This window comes from Psychrobacter sp. 1044 (assembly GCF_904846525.1).
Taxonomy (GTDB): domain Bacteria; phylum Pseudomonadota; class Gammaproteobacteria; order Pseudomonadales; family Moraxellaceae; genus Psychrobacter.
The window spans coordinates 86,349-104,371 of sequence record NZ_CAJHAZ010000004.1 but is presented as its reverse complement, the minus strand read 5'-3'; the positions used below and the strand labels follow the sequence as shown (position 1 = coordinate 104,371).

The following is an 18,023-nucleotide window of genomic DNA, read 5'->3' as shown; positions in this document are numbered from 1 at the left end:
GACTCAAAAATGGTTACCATCATTTTATATCACAAAGAAAATAATGAGCAAAGTGAGAACAACGCCTTCGATACCGACTCATGGTACACTAAGCCATATTTTTATCTCGGAAGCCTTATGTCATCTGATTACCATCCAAACCCTGCCAACAATCAAGCCAATGTCTTAGGTACGGCACTTGCCAGCTGCTGCTTTGACCCTATTACTGGTTATTACCGTAATGGATTTTGTCATACTGGCAACCATGACGTTGGTCAACACACCGTCTGCGCCAAGATGACCAGCGAGTTTTTGAACTTTTCTGCCAGTCGCGGCAATGATTTGATTACGCCGCTACCTGAGTATGGATTTTCTGGCCTCAAGCCTGGTGATTATTGGTGCATTTGTGCGTTACGCTGGGTTGAAGCTTTGGACTTTGATATTGCCCCGCAAATCAAACTAGAAGCTTGCCACGAAAGCTTATTGAGCTTGGTCGATATTGATACTTTGAAAAGTTACGCCCTTTAATAACGATCATTATTAATAACAATCATTATAAGTTCTGATTGTGACACGTTTTTTACTTTATAAAGGGAGGGTGTATGGAAAACAATAACGACCAGTTGATCAAAAAAACCGCGCGTATTGCACCTAACTCTAATATCAATCGTATTTACGCCGATATGAATGATGAACATCTCTATCTAGACAATGACGACAGCTATATCTATGGCGATGCTGATACCACCACTGAGGACACCATCGAGACCATGACGGTCTACGATCCTGACTCTGAACGCTATGAAGATATTGACTCTTCCAGTGCCGATGAAGTCGTCAATTGCTATGCTTACTCACGTAAAACGGGTGAAAATCTCGATAAATTGGCGCTAAACGATGTTAGTCGTGCATTAAATAATAATGGTCAGTTTATTTGGCTTGGTCTCTATGATCCAAGCCTAGAAACCATGGTCAAAGTCAAAGAAGCCTTTGGGCTACATGAACTGGCAATCGAAGATGCTTTCGCCGATCATCAACGTGCCAAAGTTGAGAACTACGACAATGACATGGTGTTTGTGGTATTGCGTACCGCTAAGCTTGAGGACAATGTCATTCGCTATGGTACCACCGCGATATTTATGGGCAAAAACTACCTGATTACCATCCGTAATGGTCCATCAAACTCCTACGCACCTGTCCGTGAGCATTGTCATCGTCGCCCTGAAAAGCTGCGTATGGGGCCGATATTTGTACTGCATGCTATTCTCGATTTTATCGTGGATAATTATATGCCGATTACCGATCGTTTAGGTCGCTATTTGCGTGAGCAAGAACGTTACGTGTTTACCTATGAGTTTGATAAAGGTACATTAAAAAACCTTTATGAGCTCAAATCGCAACTCGTACATATGCGGGCGATTATTTTGCCAGTACAAGATATCTGTAGTTTTTTTATCAATCATAAAAAAAGCGAGATGGTCTCTGGTTTTTCTCAGGCCGCTAAGCCCTACTTTCGCGACGTCAATGACCATTTGCTACACTCATTAGACGCCATTAATGGTCTGAATGAGATGCTGAGTGTGGTCATGAATACCTATATGGCCATGGTTAATATGGGACAGAACGAGGTGGTGCGTAAGCTTGCTGCTTGGGCAGGTATTTTAGCTGTACCGACGGCCATTGCAGGTATCTATGGGATGAACTTTGATTTTATGCCCGAGCTGCATTGGCAATATTCCTACTTTGTCATCATGCTCATCATTGGGTCATTATGTGGCTATTTATATTACAATTTTAAAAGGCTTAAATGGTTATAACCAAAATTTATAGTTGATGTTTCATTGATAGTCAGCGTTCAGCTTTTAAAAACAGCATCCTTCATGGTGCTGTTTTTCCACTTTATTATTGATAATAATTCTTATTTGTAATACTATTCACATTTATTATTGCTAAACTCTTGCCGCCATTTCTATTATTCCAATGCCATCATATATGATTGACTCAGTCAATAGCACAAACCCTACAACCGTCGGATTTGTATGGGACGGTTTTGTTATTTTACGGCTGGCGTACTGACATATTGTCAATTTGCATCTATCGAGGTTTTTATACGTTTATCCCGTCTTACTCAAGCTGTCGCGGTCGTTACCGCAGCCTTGATTCTTACTGCTTGTGGCAGTGATTCCGACACAGCCACTGCTATCATAGATGGGACACCGCCACTACTAACCACTGATAGCAACTTTACTGATGGCTATAGCGCGGTTGCAGCGGTATTTGTCTCAGGACAAGTACAAGATAGCAGCGGCGTCAAATCATTGACTTATATGCATAATAACGAATCAGCCCAAGCGCTAACGCTAGATGCTGATGGTTATTTTGATGATCGTATTTTATTAACGCTAGGTAGCAATACCATTGTCTTAGAAGCCACAGACAATGCCGGTAATATCATGCGCTCAACCAAAATCATCTACGTAGGCGATACCATAGCGGCAGGTGGTTCGCATACCGCTGCCCTGCGTGATGGTCAGCTATATGGTTGGGGTCGCAACAACTATGGTCAGACAGGACTCGGTCTGACCACAAAAATCAGCGATATTATGGGACATCCAGACACGCCGATGCTAATGAACAGCGCACCAAAAGATTTGTTATCTATTGGCTTTAATCAAAATCATTCACTCGCTATTGCTCAAAATGGTCAAGTTTATAGTTGGGGCGAAGACAAATACGGGCAGCTGGGTCGCGGTGATGGGGGTCGTAATGATTGTAGCAAGACTGCTGACTGTCGTTTGGATATCAGCGCGATCGAAGGTATCGAAAACGCCGTCATGGTCGCACCCGGCTATAGCCATAACTTGGTATTGACCGAAGAGGGTACGGTTTGGGCCTTTGGTGCCAATGGGTATGGTCAGCTCGGTAATAATACCAGCACCGATAGCAGCACCCCTGTCAAAGTTGACTTTACAGCAGCCACAGAGGCAGGACATATCGTGCAGGTGGTTGTCAGTGGCAATAGCTCTTATGCCTTAGATGACAAAGGTCAGGTTTGGGGTTGGGGCAGCGATGCTTACGCCAACCTTGGCAAAGGCAAAGTCTGTAACACTACAACCAAATGTATCAACGTCAATACAACCCCTGTACGTATTCATGTCATTAATGAAACGATTAATAACGCCATTACTGCTAAGACAGATAACGCCACTCAAAGAGCTGACGACCAACCCGTTATAGATGTAGAAAAAGTGACCCAATTGACGGCTGGCAAAGACCATATCTTAGCATTGACCAATAAAGACGCAGTGTATGGTTGGGGGTTAAATGCCACTAGTCAATTGGGCTACAATGGTGAGACATTTAATGGCAGCGAAAAGGCATGGGCAGATGTCATTACCTCACCGACCAAACTGCCTTGGTTTACAGATAAAGAAGTTCGCCGCGTCTATGCCAATGGCAATGCCAGCTATGCGTTACTGGATAATGTCGCCACTAATAATGGCTCATCAACAACGGATGGTATTCTCTATGCATGGGGCATGTTTGGGGAGACAAATGGCGCAGGCAAGACCATTTACAACGACCTAGATGAACCAACCAATAAGCTGCCGAATCTAAAGAATATCGATAATATGGCCATGGGTGCCATGCATCTGATTGCTCATGAAAAATCGTTTGATCAAGATAATAATACGCTGAAAGCTGGTCATTTATTTACGTGGGGCTGGAGCTTTGAAGGCTCACTCGGCAACAAAGACACCACTCATATTTGGATGTACAATAACCCTATCCCAGTTGCTTTACCTAGTCAGCTATAAGTGCTTTAAGCATGACGAAGCGAACAGTGCATAGTTGGTTGAATTTCCTATCATAAAATTCTCAAACAAGCAGTCTCGTTTATGCTGCTTGTTTAAGTCAATACGCCTAACTATTGCGCGGTAGCTTATCGCATAATCCTCAGGATATCCTCAATTAAATCGACAGCCCTCTAAATAGGCTGACGATGAAGATACACCCTAGCCCCTTATATTCTAGCCATTTCAGGTCAGCCCATGTTTTTACGATCAAACTCGTCAACCATATCAAATTCTTCACTGTATACATCACTTCCCATCATACGTAACACACTACTCAGTGTAAGTATCGCGCTGCTGCTCACTGCTTGTGGTGGCTCAGATGATTCAAATAATTCCAGTAATGATGGCAATACTAACGCACCCAACCCACCCACTACTCCTGACACTCCAGAAATCGATACCAACTGGCAGCCAGCAGGTGGCAGTGCTACGATTGCCGCCAATGGATCACAGCCTTTTTTGCAAATCATGCCCAATCTACCGAGCAGCGCTTTAGGCGGGGTATCACCTGGACGTGAGTTATTTATCACAGAGTGGACACCAGCAAATGAGGGTCGCGTACTGTTCGATGGTGTGGGGCCACTGTTAAATGCCAATGCCTGTACCCAATGCCATAGCGCTGAAGGTCGCAAACCCATTTATGCAGCCAATGGTCAGCTAAGTGATGCGATTTTATTCCGGTTGGGTAATAAGCAAGGCCTGCCACATGCTTATTACGGTGAACAGATGCAGCATCAAAGTATTGCCACAAGTATCAATCCCGAAGGGAGCATGCGCTACGCAGCAATGCCCAGTCAAAATGACAAGCCTGCTGGCATACAGTTTAGCTTTACTCCAACTGACCCTAATCAACCCTTAGGAAATACAGCAATTAGCGGACGTATCTCACCGCAATTGGTCGGCATGGGCTTGCTCGACCTCATTCCTGAAGCGCATATCATTGCGGCAGCTGACCCTGATGATAACAATCAAGACGGTATCAGTGGCCGCGTACATTGGGTACAAGATGGCAAACAGCAGCGCATTGGCCGCTTTGGATGGAAGGCGATTAACTCAAGCCTGCGTACCCAAAACGCCAATGCAATGTCGCAAGATATGGGTTTGACCACCTCGGTATTTATGGATCCTAACTGTACAGTGAATCAGCCTATTTGCTGGACAGCAGCGAATGGCGGCTCTCCAGAAGTCTCAGACAGCAGTCTAGACGCTGTGACCGATTTTATGACCGCCCTTGCCGTACCTGAAAGACGAATAGACGATTTATCAGATTTTAATAAAGGAGCGCAACTGTTTGCGCAAGTCGGCTGTGCTGGCTGTCACACACCCAAACAAAAAACAGGCAATAGTGATCGCTTCCCGCTCCTATCACAGCAAAACATTTATCCTTATACTGATTTATTACTGCATGATATGGGCGCTGGACTAGATGACAGCGTGAAAGAGAAAAATGCAGAAAGCTTTGAGTGGCGTACACCGCCATTGTGGGGAATTGGCATTGTGGCACGTGATCCAGAAGCGCGGTTTTTGCATGATGGTCGTGCCAGCAGCTTGACTGAAGCGATACTCTGGCATGGTGGTGAAGCAGAAGGTACAAAGACGCGCTTTACACAGTTATCCGCCACGCAAAAACAAACATTAATGACCTTTTTAAAGGGCATTTAACACTCAAACAATAAAATGTGAGATTTAAGAAGGCAAAAAAGGGCTACCAGTGGTAACCCTTTTTTATGCTGCTATTTAATAGTTATTCACGGCGATGCTTGGTATGACTATCAGGCGCTTGAGCATTATCAGGTAACAGCGCTTTAATCGTTAAGTTTGCATGCTGTTTATCAAGATTGTCCTCTGGACGGCCAAACGTTTTTGCTGTCCAAGTTAATACTACGATAGAACCGCTCAATAGCATAATGGCCACAGAAATTGTCGCCAGCAGCCATAAATGGAAATAGTCTGAGACCGCCTGTACATCAACCACCAAATGTCGTGATAAAGCAGTAATCGCGATAAATATCAAAAACTGTACCGGCAGACGATGGGTTTTAAAATAAATACCTATCATGGCCAGCAGCTCAAGATAAATAAACAACATCAATATGTCTTTTAAATCCGCTGAGCCTTTTTGAACAATACCAACGAACTCTTTGCCAGCGGTCCAAACGACAACCACACTGATTAGAAATAAAATAACGTAATGACAGACATCGACAAACTCTCTACCGATACCTTGTAGTCGCTCATGAACACCTACGTTTTTTTTAGCCATGTTTAGGTCCTATCAACTGAGATGTGGTTGATTTAGCCTGAGTATATATTACCTCAGGCCCCTTATTTATCGGCAATCAGTATTCGTATGACTCTCTTTTTAGCCGATATTCAAACCGGCAGATTTTTCAGCAGCATCAACCGTTTGGCGAATAAGGGTATTAATGGTCATTGGACCCACGCCGCCCGGTACAGGCGTATAAGCACTGGCGATATTTTCTACGCCTTGCAACTCAATATCACCGACGCCGCCATTATCCGTTGGATGAAAGCCTGCATCGATAACCACAGCGCCCGCTTTGATCCAATCAGCTTTGATCAGCTCAGGCACGCCCACTGCCCCAACCACGATATCCGCACGCTTAATATGCGACTCTAAATCTTGCGTTCTTGAATGGCAAATCGTTACCGTACAGTTGGCATTCAATAGCATCATCGCCATTGGTTTACCCAAGATGGCACTGCGACCTACAACTACGGCTTCCTTACCAGCAAGCTCAATATTATGATGCTCTAATAAGTGCATGATGCCTTGTGGGGTACATGAACCATAAGCAGATTGCTGCATCGCCATACGACCAAAGCCAAGACAGGTCACACCATCAACGTCTTTTGCCAAGTCAATCTGCTCAAAGCAAGCACGCTCATCGATATGTGCAGGTACTGGGTGCTGCAGCAAAATACCATGGACGTCTGGATTGCTATTGAGTTCATCTATTTTCGTCATCAGCTCTTCAGTGGTCGTCGCACTTGGCATCTCAACGCGTATAGAATCCATGCCGACACGTTTACAAGCATTACCTTTCATACGTACATAAGTCGCAGAAGCGGGATCGTCGCCGACCAATATCGTCGCTAAGCTTGGGGTACGTCCTGTTTTATTCTTGATAGCGTCTACACGCGTACTCAGTTGCTGTTCTATTTGTTTAGCAAGTGCTTTACCGTCCAAAACGGTAGCAGATCCTTGGGCAGTTGACATAGTAACTCCAATAGAGGGTGCGATAAAAAAAAGAAAGACAGCGCCCGCAACTACTTGCATGCCTGTCTTATGCTTGATCAATGTATGATTAAGACTGATATTGTACCTGTCTGGGCTAAAAAATCCTAGCGTGAGATAAGACTTGGATACTTATAAGTTTCTATCACTCGCCAATCCAGCAATATCATGCCACTGCCGATGCAACCTTGACAACCTTTACTGTTTTGAAAGAAAGTCCAATCAAAAATAAAAGCCAATAGCTGCAACTACTTATAAATAATCAACACGCCTTAATAAGCGATATTCTCACATCACTGAATCATTAAAGCAAATACGCGATCGATTGCATTTACCGTTTGCGCGATTTCGGCAGTGGTTAAGGTAGGATGAACCAAAAACATTAAGCTGGTCTCTCCCAACTGTTTTGCTATTGGCAGTCTGTTTTCTGGACGCAAGCCTGTATCATCGAATGCTTTTTCTAAATATACCTCTGAGGCAGACCCTGAATAGCAAGGCACGCCCAGCGCATTTATTTCTTCAATGATGCGATCACGTGTCCAGCCCTCAGCTAGATTATTTGGTTGCACATAAACATACAATTTATAATAGGCATGATTAGAGTTTGGAAACTGAGAGGTCTGCTCTAATGTCGGCACCGATAGATAGCCTTTTTCTTCCCATTTAGCACATGCCTCTAATATCGCTTGAGCATTAGCACGGCGCTTCGCTATCCAGTCACTCATATGTGCCAATTGAATACGCCCAATCACGCCTTGAATCTCGGTCATGCGCCAGTTGGTGCCAAAGCTCTCATGTAGCCAATTATAGCCGGGCAGCTGCTCGGTCTCATAGACCGCCGCATAGCTTTTGCCATGATCTTTATACGCCCACATTTTTCGCCATAACTGCTCGTCATCGGTGGTGACCATGCCGCCCTCGCCGCCTGTGGTCATGATCTTATCTTGGCAAAAACTCCACGCGCCAATATGACCGATACTACCAACGCTGCGACCTTTATAGCGTGCACCATGCGCTTGTGCACAGTCTTCAATGACATATAAATGATGCTGATCTGCCAATGCCATAATGCCATCCATATCACAGGGCCAACCTGCCAAATGTACACAGACGATGCCTTTAGTTTTGTCCGTCAATACCGCCGCTATCGACTCTGGAGTGATATTCCCTGTCGCCTCATCAACATCCGCAAAAATGGGCGTCGCGCCTGCATTAACCACTGAGGAGATACTGGCAATAAAAGTGCGCGGCGTCACGATAACTTCATCACCCACACCTATACCAAGTGCCTGCAATGCCGCGTCCAATGCCAAAGTTCCGTTGCCCAATGCAATCGCGTATTTGCTACCCGCCCAGTCAGCGAATTCCTCTTCAAACTGACGGCATTCTTGCCCTGTCCAATAATTGACCTTGTTGGATAGCAATACTTGACTGACCGCATCCGCTTCTTGCTGAGTAAAACTAGGCCAAGGTGAAAAAGGAGTATTTAGCATGCGTTCCTCATCAAAGCGCGTTTTTATCGACGCTATTACCTGTGAATTTACTCATGGTCGCTTCACCATCAGCACTAATACCATCTTTGATAATGACTTTTTTTACTGTTTTAATCAAAATCTTAATATCTAACCATAATGACTGATGATCGACATACCATGTGTCGAGCGTAAATTTTTCATGCCAACCAATCGTATTACGACCATTAACTTGTGCATATCCCGTAATACCCGGACGTACACGGTGGCGACGCGCTTGCTCATCATTATATAGCGGCAGATATTCCATCAATAATGGTCGCGGCCCCACCAAACTCATATCACCTTTAATCACATTCCATAGTTCAGGCAGCTCATCGAGACTACTATTACGCAAGGTCTTACCAAATGCCGTCAAACGCTCATCATCCTCTAAAGGATTACCCTCTGTATCGATCGCATCTTTCATCGAGCGAAACTTAATCATCTCAAACGGCTTGCCATTTAGACCAGGGCGAGTTTGTTTAAATATCACTGGTGAGCCTAAGTTTTTTTTGACTTTATAAGCCGTAATAGCATAAACAGGAGATAATATTACCAAGGCCGCCGTGGCCGCCGTGATGTCAAATAGTCGATTTATCATTTTTCAGCCCGCCTTTTGTCGTTTACGCGGTCATCCCTATTACGTAAATAAAAACTTAAATAACTTTGCCACAATTGCTTGCGTTCAAAATTTGCAATGGCCCAGTTTCTTGCATCAGGATATCTCTTTTCAAATTCCTTATCAGTAGCAGCAGCACTGATCGCTTCGGCGACAGACGACATATCCTTAAAATTGAATTTTCGACCACTGACACCTTCTTTGACACTATCTTTTACACCAACGACATCATAGGCAAAGGTTGGAACGGCGCAACTTGCTGCTTCAATAGCGACACTGCCAAACCCTTCACGATAGCTCAAAAATAAATGTAAATCAGCACACTGAAAAACCTCGTGCACATTTGGGTTGGCTGGTATATATACACCTCTATTATCTTTGACGACTTCTTCAACGGCTGTTTTCCCTACGTCGTCTTCACAGTCTCCTATGAACATAAAGTAGACGTTTTCTTCTCTTAGTTTTTCGGATATATACTCAATATCTTTGAAGCCTTTATCATCACAAACTCGTCCTACCACGCAAATCACAAAGGTATTTCCAGGTACTTTGTACTTCTTTCTTAATGCCTCTTTTTCTAGCTGAGCCACAGGTTGCAGCAAATCAGTATCGATGCCGTTAAATGAGCCATTATCAATGACAGTTGCCTTACTTTTTTTGAGGATATTTTCTGCTAAGCATACGCTGAGCAAAGATTCAGAAACAAATAAAACCTCGTGAGATAAGCCAAAGCTTAATATATCCAGACCCTGAAATACCCTCTTTTTTAAACCTGAGAAATTCTCATAGGCTCTACCCACGCTAAAAGCAATTCGTCTCTTTTGCAATGTAACAGCACTTGCGATACTCCCTAACAACAAGGCTTTAGGCGTTAAATAAACCACCACATCAAAACGATTCGATAGCATATAACGGGTTAAAAGCGCGAGCGACTGAGCATCTTTAAACAAAGATGGCTTACGCTGAAAATTTAAATTAATCACCTTGCCTATTTTGCGCTCACGTAAAATATCTAACTGCTGTTTATCGCCACCGCATATTAAGGTGATATCAACATCCGCATGGTCTCTAATGTATTCAAGCTGATCACGATATAGCACATTAAATGACACCGCATCTGTCATTAGAAAGCATATCTTTAATGTCATTTCAGCACCTCAATATTTTTTTATATTATTTTATCAGTGACATTTTATAAATAATATTATTTAGCACAAATACTATTTATCACTGACTGATGATGACTTCTTAGCGTGTCAGATATTGTTAACTTATTTCTTTTATTGGCTATCTTTTGTAATAATCCTATCGAATCTAAAAAAGTAACTGTTGTCAGTTTTGCTGATAATTTTAAAGAACCTAAATAACTGTTTCCTTTATATTCACAGTACGTTTTAAAACTGTCTTTGTATGACCTCGTTATTTTAGATAGTGATAAATTTCCTTCTTCTCTATAATAGTATAATAAATCAGGCAATACCGCTAAATTTAAATCTTGATTTGAGATAGCTCTACACCACAAATCATAATCTTCAGACCTTGGATATTTTTCATTATATTTATTTCGTTCATACCAACTCTTTTTTGCCAAAACAGCAGCATGTACAATAGGATAAGCCGCGGCTATTTCTTTAAATTCTGTATAAATTTGATCGACATGACGACAACCATAAACTTTATTAAAATTATCAATAGACACGACACCTGTAGAAACTAGATCATAATCTGGATTTTTTTCTAAAAAACTTAATTGAATCGCTAGTCTATCCGGATGAATGAGATCATCGGCATCCATGCGCGCTATATAATCATAGTTCGCTTCTTCAATAAGCTGATTTAATCGAGCAGGCAGTTTTTTGTTTATGCCATCAGCAATGACCTTTATTCTATGGTCAGACTCTTCAAAACGCTTGGCGATGGCCAATGACGCATCAGTAGAGCCATCGTCGATCAATATAAGCTCCCATAACTCATGCGTTTGAGCCAATATGGATTTGATAGCATCTTCCAAGTACGCTTCAGCATTATAAATGGGAATACCAATAGATATATATGTCTGATTTTTCATTAGAAAACCTCAAATATCGGATTGATAATATACGGACTCAAGTTACTAAATCTCGATGTCGTCAAGACAAAATACATGAGAAAAATAACGATACTCGCTATATATAAATAAATATTATTGATTCTTTTTAAAATCATAGGCAGTATCAAAACCAATGTCCATGTAAAATAAGCAAGCAGCCTTTGAGGACCTGAAGGACTGGTTCCCAACATCGCTAACGGTATGATAAAAACCACGCCTGATGCGTAAAATGTTATTAATCTTTGAAAATCTTTGTCTTTAATTTTATACAGATAACTGACCAAGATGATTAAAATCATGATAGCCGTATAAAAACCAAGCGTTAAAAACCCGCCTGCTTCATCGGATGCTTTCGCATAACCCTCGTATCTATCGTTAGTAGAAGAAATATAAGCGACCAATACCCCACTCACTAATAGCGATCCTAAAAATGTTGCCAAAATCTTATATAAGGGCTTTACTCTTAAATTAACGATAAAATAAAATGGAATCATAAACAATGCAGTTACATGGAATAATGAAGCAATTGCACAAATCAACAGGTATGGAATAAATCGTTTTTCTAACAGATAAGGAATGGCCAAGGTAAAGATCGCCATTGCCAATCCTTGACGTAGTCCATTAAAAGAAAAAGTATAAACGCCTAATGTAATAAATAAAAATACGGAAAACCAATAATTTACGCTGTATTTTTTAATCACTCTAAGATAGCAATAGACAATAATTAAACTGGTAATAGCAAGCAGCCAAAAATAATGAGTGGTCATACGTAATAACGCATACTCTAATAACTGATAACCGAACTCAATGTCTTCGTTGAACCTAAAGTACTCGGCATTCAATTGACTGTTGAAATTTCTCGTATAGTTTCCTGTATCCGTACCGACTCGGTAGCTACGAAGGCCTGCAAACAATGTCAATATAATTAGCGGCAGCCAAAAAGACGTACGATTGAGAGATTTTTTCTCCAGTACGATCCAAAAAATAACAAGGCTAAGAACCAGCAGGTATGGAAGCATTTAACCCTCTATAAAAGTAGATGTCGTCAATCTTATATAAATCGGATATGGTGGCAGGTTTACACCGTCTAGTGTCTTTTGTACCGTCCAGTACCTATATAACTATAGCCTATCTACCTCGATTTTTTTCTCATTCCGTCCAAACTACCTTGAAACGAATATAAATAAGAAGCAACCACTCCGTCACATACTCAAGTACTTTTGCATTAGTGTTTGCGCGTTGGTAGCAGCACTAAATCCATATAAATTCAGCGCTGCGGTTATGTCTTTTTCATTGGGTTTTGGCTGTTTAGACGCTAATAAGCAATCAACCCAATCCTTGGCTGAGTGAATCGGTAAAAACTGTACTAATCCAAGTCCTAAATCTACTTCAGGTGATACTTGGTCAGAAACCAACGCCTTTAACCCAACTGTTTGGCTCTCGACCAAGACGACAGGGAAACCCTCGTGTAACGAAGGCATAATCATATAGTCGGCGCTGGCCATTAATTCTGTGATATCCGTACGCATCCCCAAAAACTTGACCGTATCTAGGAGTGACTTATCTGCTACTTGTTGCCTGAGCCTCATATCCAATGAACCTTGTCCAACAATGTATAAGGTAAAAGCGATTTGACGTTTTTTTAACTGCTCAGCGATCTCTAAAGAAAACTGATGGTTTTTAACCTCATTTAGACGACCAACTTGGATGATTTTTAGCCCCTCATCGCCAAATTCTTGGTCGATATACTGTCTTGATTGGTTAGCGACTGTCATCATCTGCTGTATGTCAACAGCATTGGGCAATAGCCACACGTCTTTTATGCTGCCAAATAGGTAATTTGCCGCTTGTTCACCGCAACTCATTTTATTCGTGGCCAATTTACGATTGGTAATGAATGCCCACTGTTCATATATTTTTTTAACAATATTGGTTTTACCATTACTGGTGCTATGAGAATGTGAAATGCGATGCGGCACGCCAGCACCTTTGGCAGCCAGCAGATGAAAAGCATTGTTTAATAGCATATGAGCATGAACGATTTGATAGTCAGGGTGTTGTTTGAGGAATTTTTTAAGCTTCCACATACGCGCTAATGAATGATCCGCTAAAATCGGTATAATCCTACCGCCCAGCGCTATTATTTCAGCATCATAGTCACCGACCTCGTCGGTAAAGGTGATAAAATCAAACTGCATCTGGCTATAATCTATATGGCGATATAGACTCATGAGCATGGTCTCTGCCCCAGCCCGATCCATTTTCCCCACGATGTGCAGCACTCTCTGAATAGTCATCTCTTTACCTATTAAGAAGCCATAAAACCAAACGTATTTTTTAAAACTATTCTGAATCTGCTTTCTCTTGACCTTTAACCCTTGCTCTTTTGCCTAGCGCTTGACGAAGCACCTGTAACATCAGCAAGGCAACTTGAGTCGGCATACGTACGATATTACTAATCAGTATATGTCTTACGGTCAAATCGCTCTTATAACCTTTTAGTCGTAACGTTTTATCTGCTTTTTTAGCTTGTGCCAATGCAGCTGCTAAATAGTCATTATCTATACGAGTAAGGATACTCCAATGACTTTGTTTAATTTTATTGGCGAGTGTTTTTTTAACCTCATCCGCTTGATAGTCCTCTACTAAACTAATGACTTCTGCGTGGATAACGAAAAGGTCTAATAGTTTTTTATCTGTTGACCCTGTGATCGACGTGCCGCGCTGTCTGTATAGATAAAAATCAATGGGCAGGTGATATTTAATATTAGTAGCTAAGCCAAGATGCCAATGAAAAGGCCAGTCTTCGTAGTACAGACCCACTGGGAACTGTAACGAGGCCGACCGCACTGCGCTAGATTTAATAAATTTGAGCCATGCAAAATGCGGTAAGCTAAAATATAAGCCGTCTATTTTGGTTGCCTCAAATGCTAAATTGCTAGCCGGATACGGCAGATCTGTCTCTGTGATGCCATCTTTGAATGGCGTAAAGCCATACGTCACGACCTCTGCATTCGTGCTGAGCGCACAATCCACACACGCTGCCACCAAGCGGGGGTCTATAGTGTCATCAGAATCAACGAACATCATGTATTCGCCTATCGCAGACTTGATACCAGTATTACGTGCCGTAGAAAGACCACTGTTTTTATGATGCTGAATGACTTTGATGCGTTCATCCATAAGATGTGACGCAAGTGCTTGTTTTGAATCATCAGTGGAGCAATCTTCTACAACGATAATTTCAATATTCTGATAAGTCTGCTGCTTGATGGATGCCAAACAAGCATCGATATATGACGCAACGTTATACACTGGTACGATGATACTTACTAATGGCGTTTCGATAGTCGTCATATCGCTACTAACGCTTTTTTTAGGTCATCGTACTCAGCTATATCAACTGGAGACTCATCCATCGTACCGTGAGGCACAGACAAAAGGCTATCGATGAATGTTGCAATATCAGCAATCTCTTCCAATTCTAAAAACACCAGCCTTGGATGACCGCCTAACCAGTCCAACTGCGTCTGTCTTATCTTATGATTGGCGTTCGGGAGTACCAAGCACGGCGTACCCGATAGCAAACATAAAATCATGCCATGCAGCCGGTCAGTCACGACCAATTTTGCAGCACGGAATTGACTAAGCTTGTCCGTCAGTAATTTTGTGCAATGTGCCTCATCGAGTTGCGAACCACCAGCGTGTGTATCGGTCTTTTCAATTTGATAGCCAGTATCTGCTAAGGCTTTGTCTATCATGGCGTATTGCTCAGCTGATAATGCGGCTTCTTTGTCATCTCGTAAGCAGCGCAAAATACCTGAAGGCGCTAAGCAATCTGTCGTACCCAGCACTGTTGCATTCGCGCTCATCACAATATCTGGTACGAGACCAATATGCACATTACTGTACTCAGCAAAAAGCTCGATGATTTTTGCCGCTGTTATCGACTCTCTGGCAAAAACACGTATATCTGGATGCTTGGCGTAAACTTTCACAATACGCTGCAAGGCACGTTTAGATTGAATAGAATCATTCCAATCTAGTGTCTGAGGAAAACAAACGATTCGATTGGCAGGAAATGACTTGATGACTAATTGGCGCAGCTCCTCAATATCAGGATACGTGCCACCCATATTACCGCCGCCGATGATAGTGACGATATCCGTCTCTTTTATTTGCTGTTTAATTGAATTGAGCACAAATCTGGTTTGACTGATAGCAACACTAACAACATCATAATCCGTCAGCACACGTTGCAAATACTGCTTTTGCGCGTGAGAAATAGCAATATCACCAATATTGCCATAGTCAGCGGCAAGAAAAATAAAGCACCGTTTACCAGTTGGTAACGGTAAACCTCTCGCCCCCATATAAGCGGCTAAATGTTTCTTTAGTTTGAGTGGTATGAGCTTTTTTATAGCAGCAATATTCATTTTTAATGCTCCCTTATTTGTTTCTCATTAACAGCTTCTTCACCCACATACGACGCCTTGAGCCAACAGGAAACAATCTATTCAAGTTAGGGGGTGGTTTACGTTTGAGTGCTTTTTCAATGTATGGCAGCCATTCAAGACCTCTACCCGTTTTAATCATCTCATGACGAATTAACTTCCAATCTATGCTGACAGCCCTGCCCTTTATAGCCATTGATTTAAAAAGTGATGAGTCCATGGGCTCGCTAAAACATTGAGGGTTATCTATACCTGCAACCAAAAAATTGAGACGCGTCCTAACACATTTTTCACAGCGACCGCAGTTGCTATCATGCTTATCTCCAGCCCAACAGACACGTAAATTCTCTATACCCAATGGCCATTCTGCAAGTGCTTGAAGCTTCTCTGACCGACTAAAGCCTGCACCATCATGAATGAGTCTAAAGTCGCCAGAACTTAGCAGCGGGTCAGTGATTGGGTGTGAGCCCCAAGGACTAATTAATACATCATAAGAATCACCACTACCAATGAGTCCAATGCCTGCATATCGTTTTAAGCCACATAAGACCGAAGCGATAGCAGCAGCATGATAGTCTTCCCAGTTGATAGACCAAAGCGTGCGAATATTTGTCTCAACTGGCAATAGCTCAATATTGATATCTGCGAGTGTGTTTGCCGCTGTTTTTGCTGCACTGGCAAAGCCTTTTGTATCCTCTAAAGGTATATCAAAGCCATGCACAAAAACCCCTGCTTTAATATTTCGTGTGGCGTATCCTGCTCTGCCTGTCGCATGACGATAAGCGGTAAACTGAGCATCAACGCCACCAGAAAATGCAGCAATCGCACCATCTACTTGTACGTCGCTCTCTCTAATACGATCAACTTGTATATCAATCAAAAAATAACGCTCTGGCAACCACTTATTCCAAACATACTGTAGCTCTGTCAGGTTGGCTAATAGCTCATGCGACACGCTACCATGCACATGAATGGCTGCTCGCATCTGCATCGCGGGCAACAATGTGGCCAGTAAATAAGCATCACAATCATCGTCTTCTGGCATTGGCAAGTTCGCTGGATATAAAAACCACAATGCCTTCTCAGTCATTTGCCCGCTAGCTGTTGTCTGTTGCAGTAAACAACAGCGCTTTTGACCCTTTTCATCACTGCGTAAAGGCTGAGGCAACAAATCAATATTAAGCATATTTTTTCACCTTTGCTTTAGACCAAGACAGTTGAAGAAAAACCAGCGTCATAACATACCAACGCCGTGAAAAACATAAAATCAATACACGAATGCCACGTGCAGGATATCGTTGATAATAATGCGGCAAACAGTTCTGATAAACAAAAGACTGGCGTATTTTAACCAGCTCTGCACGACGCTTTTTCATATCGATATGCGCCAAATTATTAAGTAAATATGGCAGCATATGCTCGACATAACTACGAGCAAAGTCCGATAATAGCACTTGCTTTTCAGTAGCACTGATCGACCAATCATGTATCTTGACTCTGGCTGTATAGTCCGCTTCAATGGATTCCAAAAGCCCTGATTTATATTGTGAGCTTGTTATAGAGGTCGCATTTTCATAGTAGTTGTATGGACAGTCTGGCAGCACCGATAAACGATTCGCTTTGCTTAGACATGCGATATTAAAAATACCATCCTCACCAAATTTGACGTCGCTATCGAAACGCAGCTCTGCGATTAAGTTTTTGCTATACACCTTGGTGCAGGCGTACCAATATATATGTCTATTCTCTGTCACTCTCAGTTGTAGCATCTCGATATCTTGCCGTGAGTATTCTGCCGCACTATTAGGACGCTCAATAACAGAGCCATCCAGCATCATGCGTTTATGACCAAATGCCAACATCTCAACATCTCGATCAACAGCTTGATCAAAGACAAAATCAAAATACCAATCATCAATGGTGTCATCCGCGTCTATAAAAACGATGTAATTGCCGGTTGCGATATCGAGCCCAGTATTACGAGCCTCTGCCACGCCTGCATTTTTTTGATATTTCACCATAATCCATGTCCTAGCATTTGACCAGCTATGCAATAGGCTAGCAGTATTATCTTTAGAACCATCGTCAATGACTATCAGCTCAATGTCGTGACTCTTTTTCGCAACGTCAATACTATTAATACAACGATCAATAGTAGCAGCGGCATTAAATGCAGCGATAATAACTGAAATCATAGTGAGCCTCTCAAGTTGAGACTTCTCATACATATCCTTTGTGACATTCAAAGCAGT

The 18,023-nt window shown here is 42.2% G+C and carries 16 protein-coding genes; 4 read left to right on the top strand and 12 right to left on the bottom strand.

The features are described 5' to 3' along the window. Positions 1-117: 117 nt before the first annotated feature. The 4 genes from JMX82_RS03955 to JMX82_RS03940 all read left to right on the top strand — a co-directional run bounded on the left by JMX82_RS03955 (position 118) and on the right by JMX82_RS03940 (position 5,498). A complete protein-coding gene (locus JMX82_RS03955; protein WP_045451983.1) occupies positions 118-507 on the top strand; it encodes a DUF2237 family protein in 390 nt (129 codons plus the stop codon). A 74-nt stretch (positions 508-581) separates the two neighbouring features. Beyond that, the gene (corA, locus tag JMX82_RS03950) at positions 582-1,796 is read left to right on the top strand and encodes a magnesium/cobalt transporter CorA (RefSeq protein WP_201539563.1); all 1,215 of its coding nucleotides are present in this window, start codon (positions 582-584) and stop codon (positions 1,794-1,796) included. 222 nt (positions 1,797-2,018) lie between these two features. Continuing rightward, complete coding sequence (locus JMX82_RS03945) at positions 2,019-3,797, top strand: chromosome condensation regulator RCC1 (RefSeq protein WP_227676294.1); 1,779 nt, start codon at positions 2,019-2,021, stop codon at positions 3,795-3,797. 234 nt (positions 3,798-4,031) lie between these two features. Further along, entirely contained in the window at positions 4,032-5,498 is a 1,467-nt protein-coding gene (locus JMX82_RS03940; protein ID WP_201539562.1) for a di-heme oxidoredictase family protein, read from the top strand. Positions 5,499-5,580: 82 nt separating this feature from the next. On the opposite strand, the gene JMX82_RS03935 is transcribed toward JMX82_RS03940, so the two are convergent. From JMX82_RS03935 to JMX82_RS03880, 12 genes are all read right to left on the bottom strand, one after another. After that, positions 5,581-6,099, bottom strand: coding sequence for a phosphate-starvation-inducible protein PsiE (locus tag JMX82_RS03935; RefSeq protein ID WP_045451736.1), 519 nt, complete (start codon positions 6,097-6,099; stop codon positions 5,581-5,583). Between the two features lie 99 nt (positions 6,100-6,198). Continuing rightward, positions 6,199-7,077 carry a bifunctional methylenetetrahydrofolate dehydrogenase/methenyltetrahydrofolate cyclohydrolase FolD gene (folD, locus tag JMX82_RS03930; RefSeq protein ID WP_201539561.1) on the bottom strand — a complete coding sequence of 293 codons (879 nt, stop codon included), beginning with the start codon at positions 7,075-7,077 and terminating at the stop codon, positions 6,199-6,201. A gap of 311 nt (positions 7,078-7,388) precedes the next feature. Continuing rightward, positions 7,389-8,588 carry a DegT/DnrJ/EryC1/StrS family aminotransferase gene (locus JMX82_RS03925; protein WP_201539560.1) on the bottom strand — a complete coding sequence of 400 codons (1,200 nt, stop codon included), beginning with the start codon at positions 8,586-8,588 and terminating at the stop codon, positions 7,389-7,391. Between the two features lie 10 nt (positions 8,589-8,598). Further along, a complete protein-coding gene (locus tag JMX82_RS03920; RefSeq protein ID WP_201539559.1) occupies positions 8,599-9,210 on the bottom strand; it encodes a sugar transferase in 612 nt (203 codons plus the stop codon). Then, the gene (locus JMX82_RS03915; RefSeq protein ID WP_201539558.1) at positions 9,207-10,376 is read right to left on the bottom strand and encodes a glycosyltransferase; all 1,170 of its coding nucleotides are present in this window, start codon (positions 10,374-10,376) and stop codon (positions 9,207-9,209) included. Before JMX82_RS03915 ends, JMX82_RS03920 begins: the two co-directional genes overlap by 4 nt. Positions 10,377-10,432: 56 nt before the next feature. Next, positions 10,433-11,296, bottom strand: coding sequence for a glycosyltransferase family 2 protein (locus JMX82_RS03910; RefSeq protein ID WP_201539557.1), 864 nt, complete (start codon positions 11,294-11,296; stop codon positions 10,433-10,435). Beyond that, positions 11,296-12,336, bottom strand: coding sequence for an EpsG family protein (locus JMX82_RS03905; RefSeq protein WP_201539556.1), 1,041 nt, complete (start codon positions 12,334-12,336; stop codon positions 11,296-11,298). Before JMX82_RS03905 ends, JMX82_RS03910 begins: the two co-directional genes overlap by 1 nt. A 183-nt stretch (positions 12,337-12,519) precedes the next feature. Next, positions 12,520-13,614 carry a glycosyltransferase gene (locus JMX82_RS03900; protein ID WP_227676292.1) on the bottom strand — a complete coding sequence of 365 codons (1,095 nt, stop codon included), beginning with the start codon at positions 13,612-13,614 and terminating at the stop codon, positions 12,520-12,522. Between the two features lie 46 nt (positions 13,615-13,660). Beyond that, complete coding sequence (locus JMX82_RS03895) at positions 13,661-14,674, bottom strand: glycosyltransferase family 2 protein (RefSeq protein ID WP_201539555.1); 1,014 nt, start codon at positions 14,672-14,674, stop codon at positions 13,661-13,663. Next, on the bottom strand, positions 14,671-15,753 hold the full coding sequence (locus tag JMX82_RS03890) for a polysaccharide pyruvyl transferase family protein (protein ID WP_201539554.1): 1,083 nt from the start codon (positions 15,751-15,753) through the stop codon (positions 14,671-14,673). The genes JMX82_RS03895 and JMX82_RS03890 overlap by 4 nt, the downstream gene beginning before the upstream one ends. Positions 15,754-15,766: 13 nt before the next feature. Then, on the bottom strand, positions 15,767-16,957 hold the full coding sequence (locus JMX82_RS03885) for a hypothetical protein (protein ID WP_201539553.1): 1,191 nt from the start codon (positions 16,955-16,957) through the stop codon (positions 15,767-15,769). Continuing rightward, on the bottom strand, positions 16,950-17,966 hold the full coding sequence (locus tag JMX82_RS03880; protein ID WP_201539552.1) for a glycosyltransferase family 2 protein: 1,017 nt from the start codon (positions 17,964-17,966) through the stop codon (positions 16,950-16,952). Before JMX82_RS03880 ends, JMX82_RS03885 begins: the two co-directional genes overlap by 8 nt. Between the last annotated feature and the right edge of the window lie 57 nt (positions 17,967-18,023).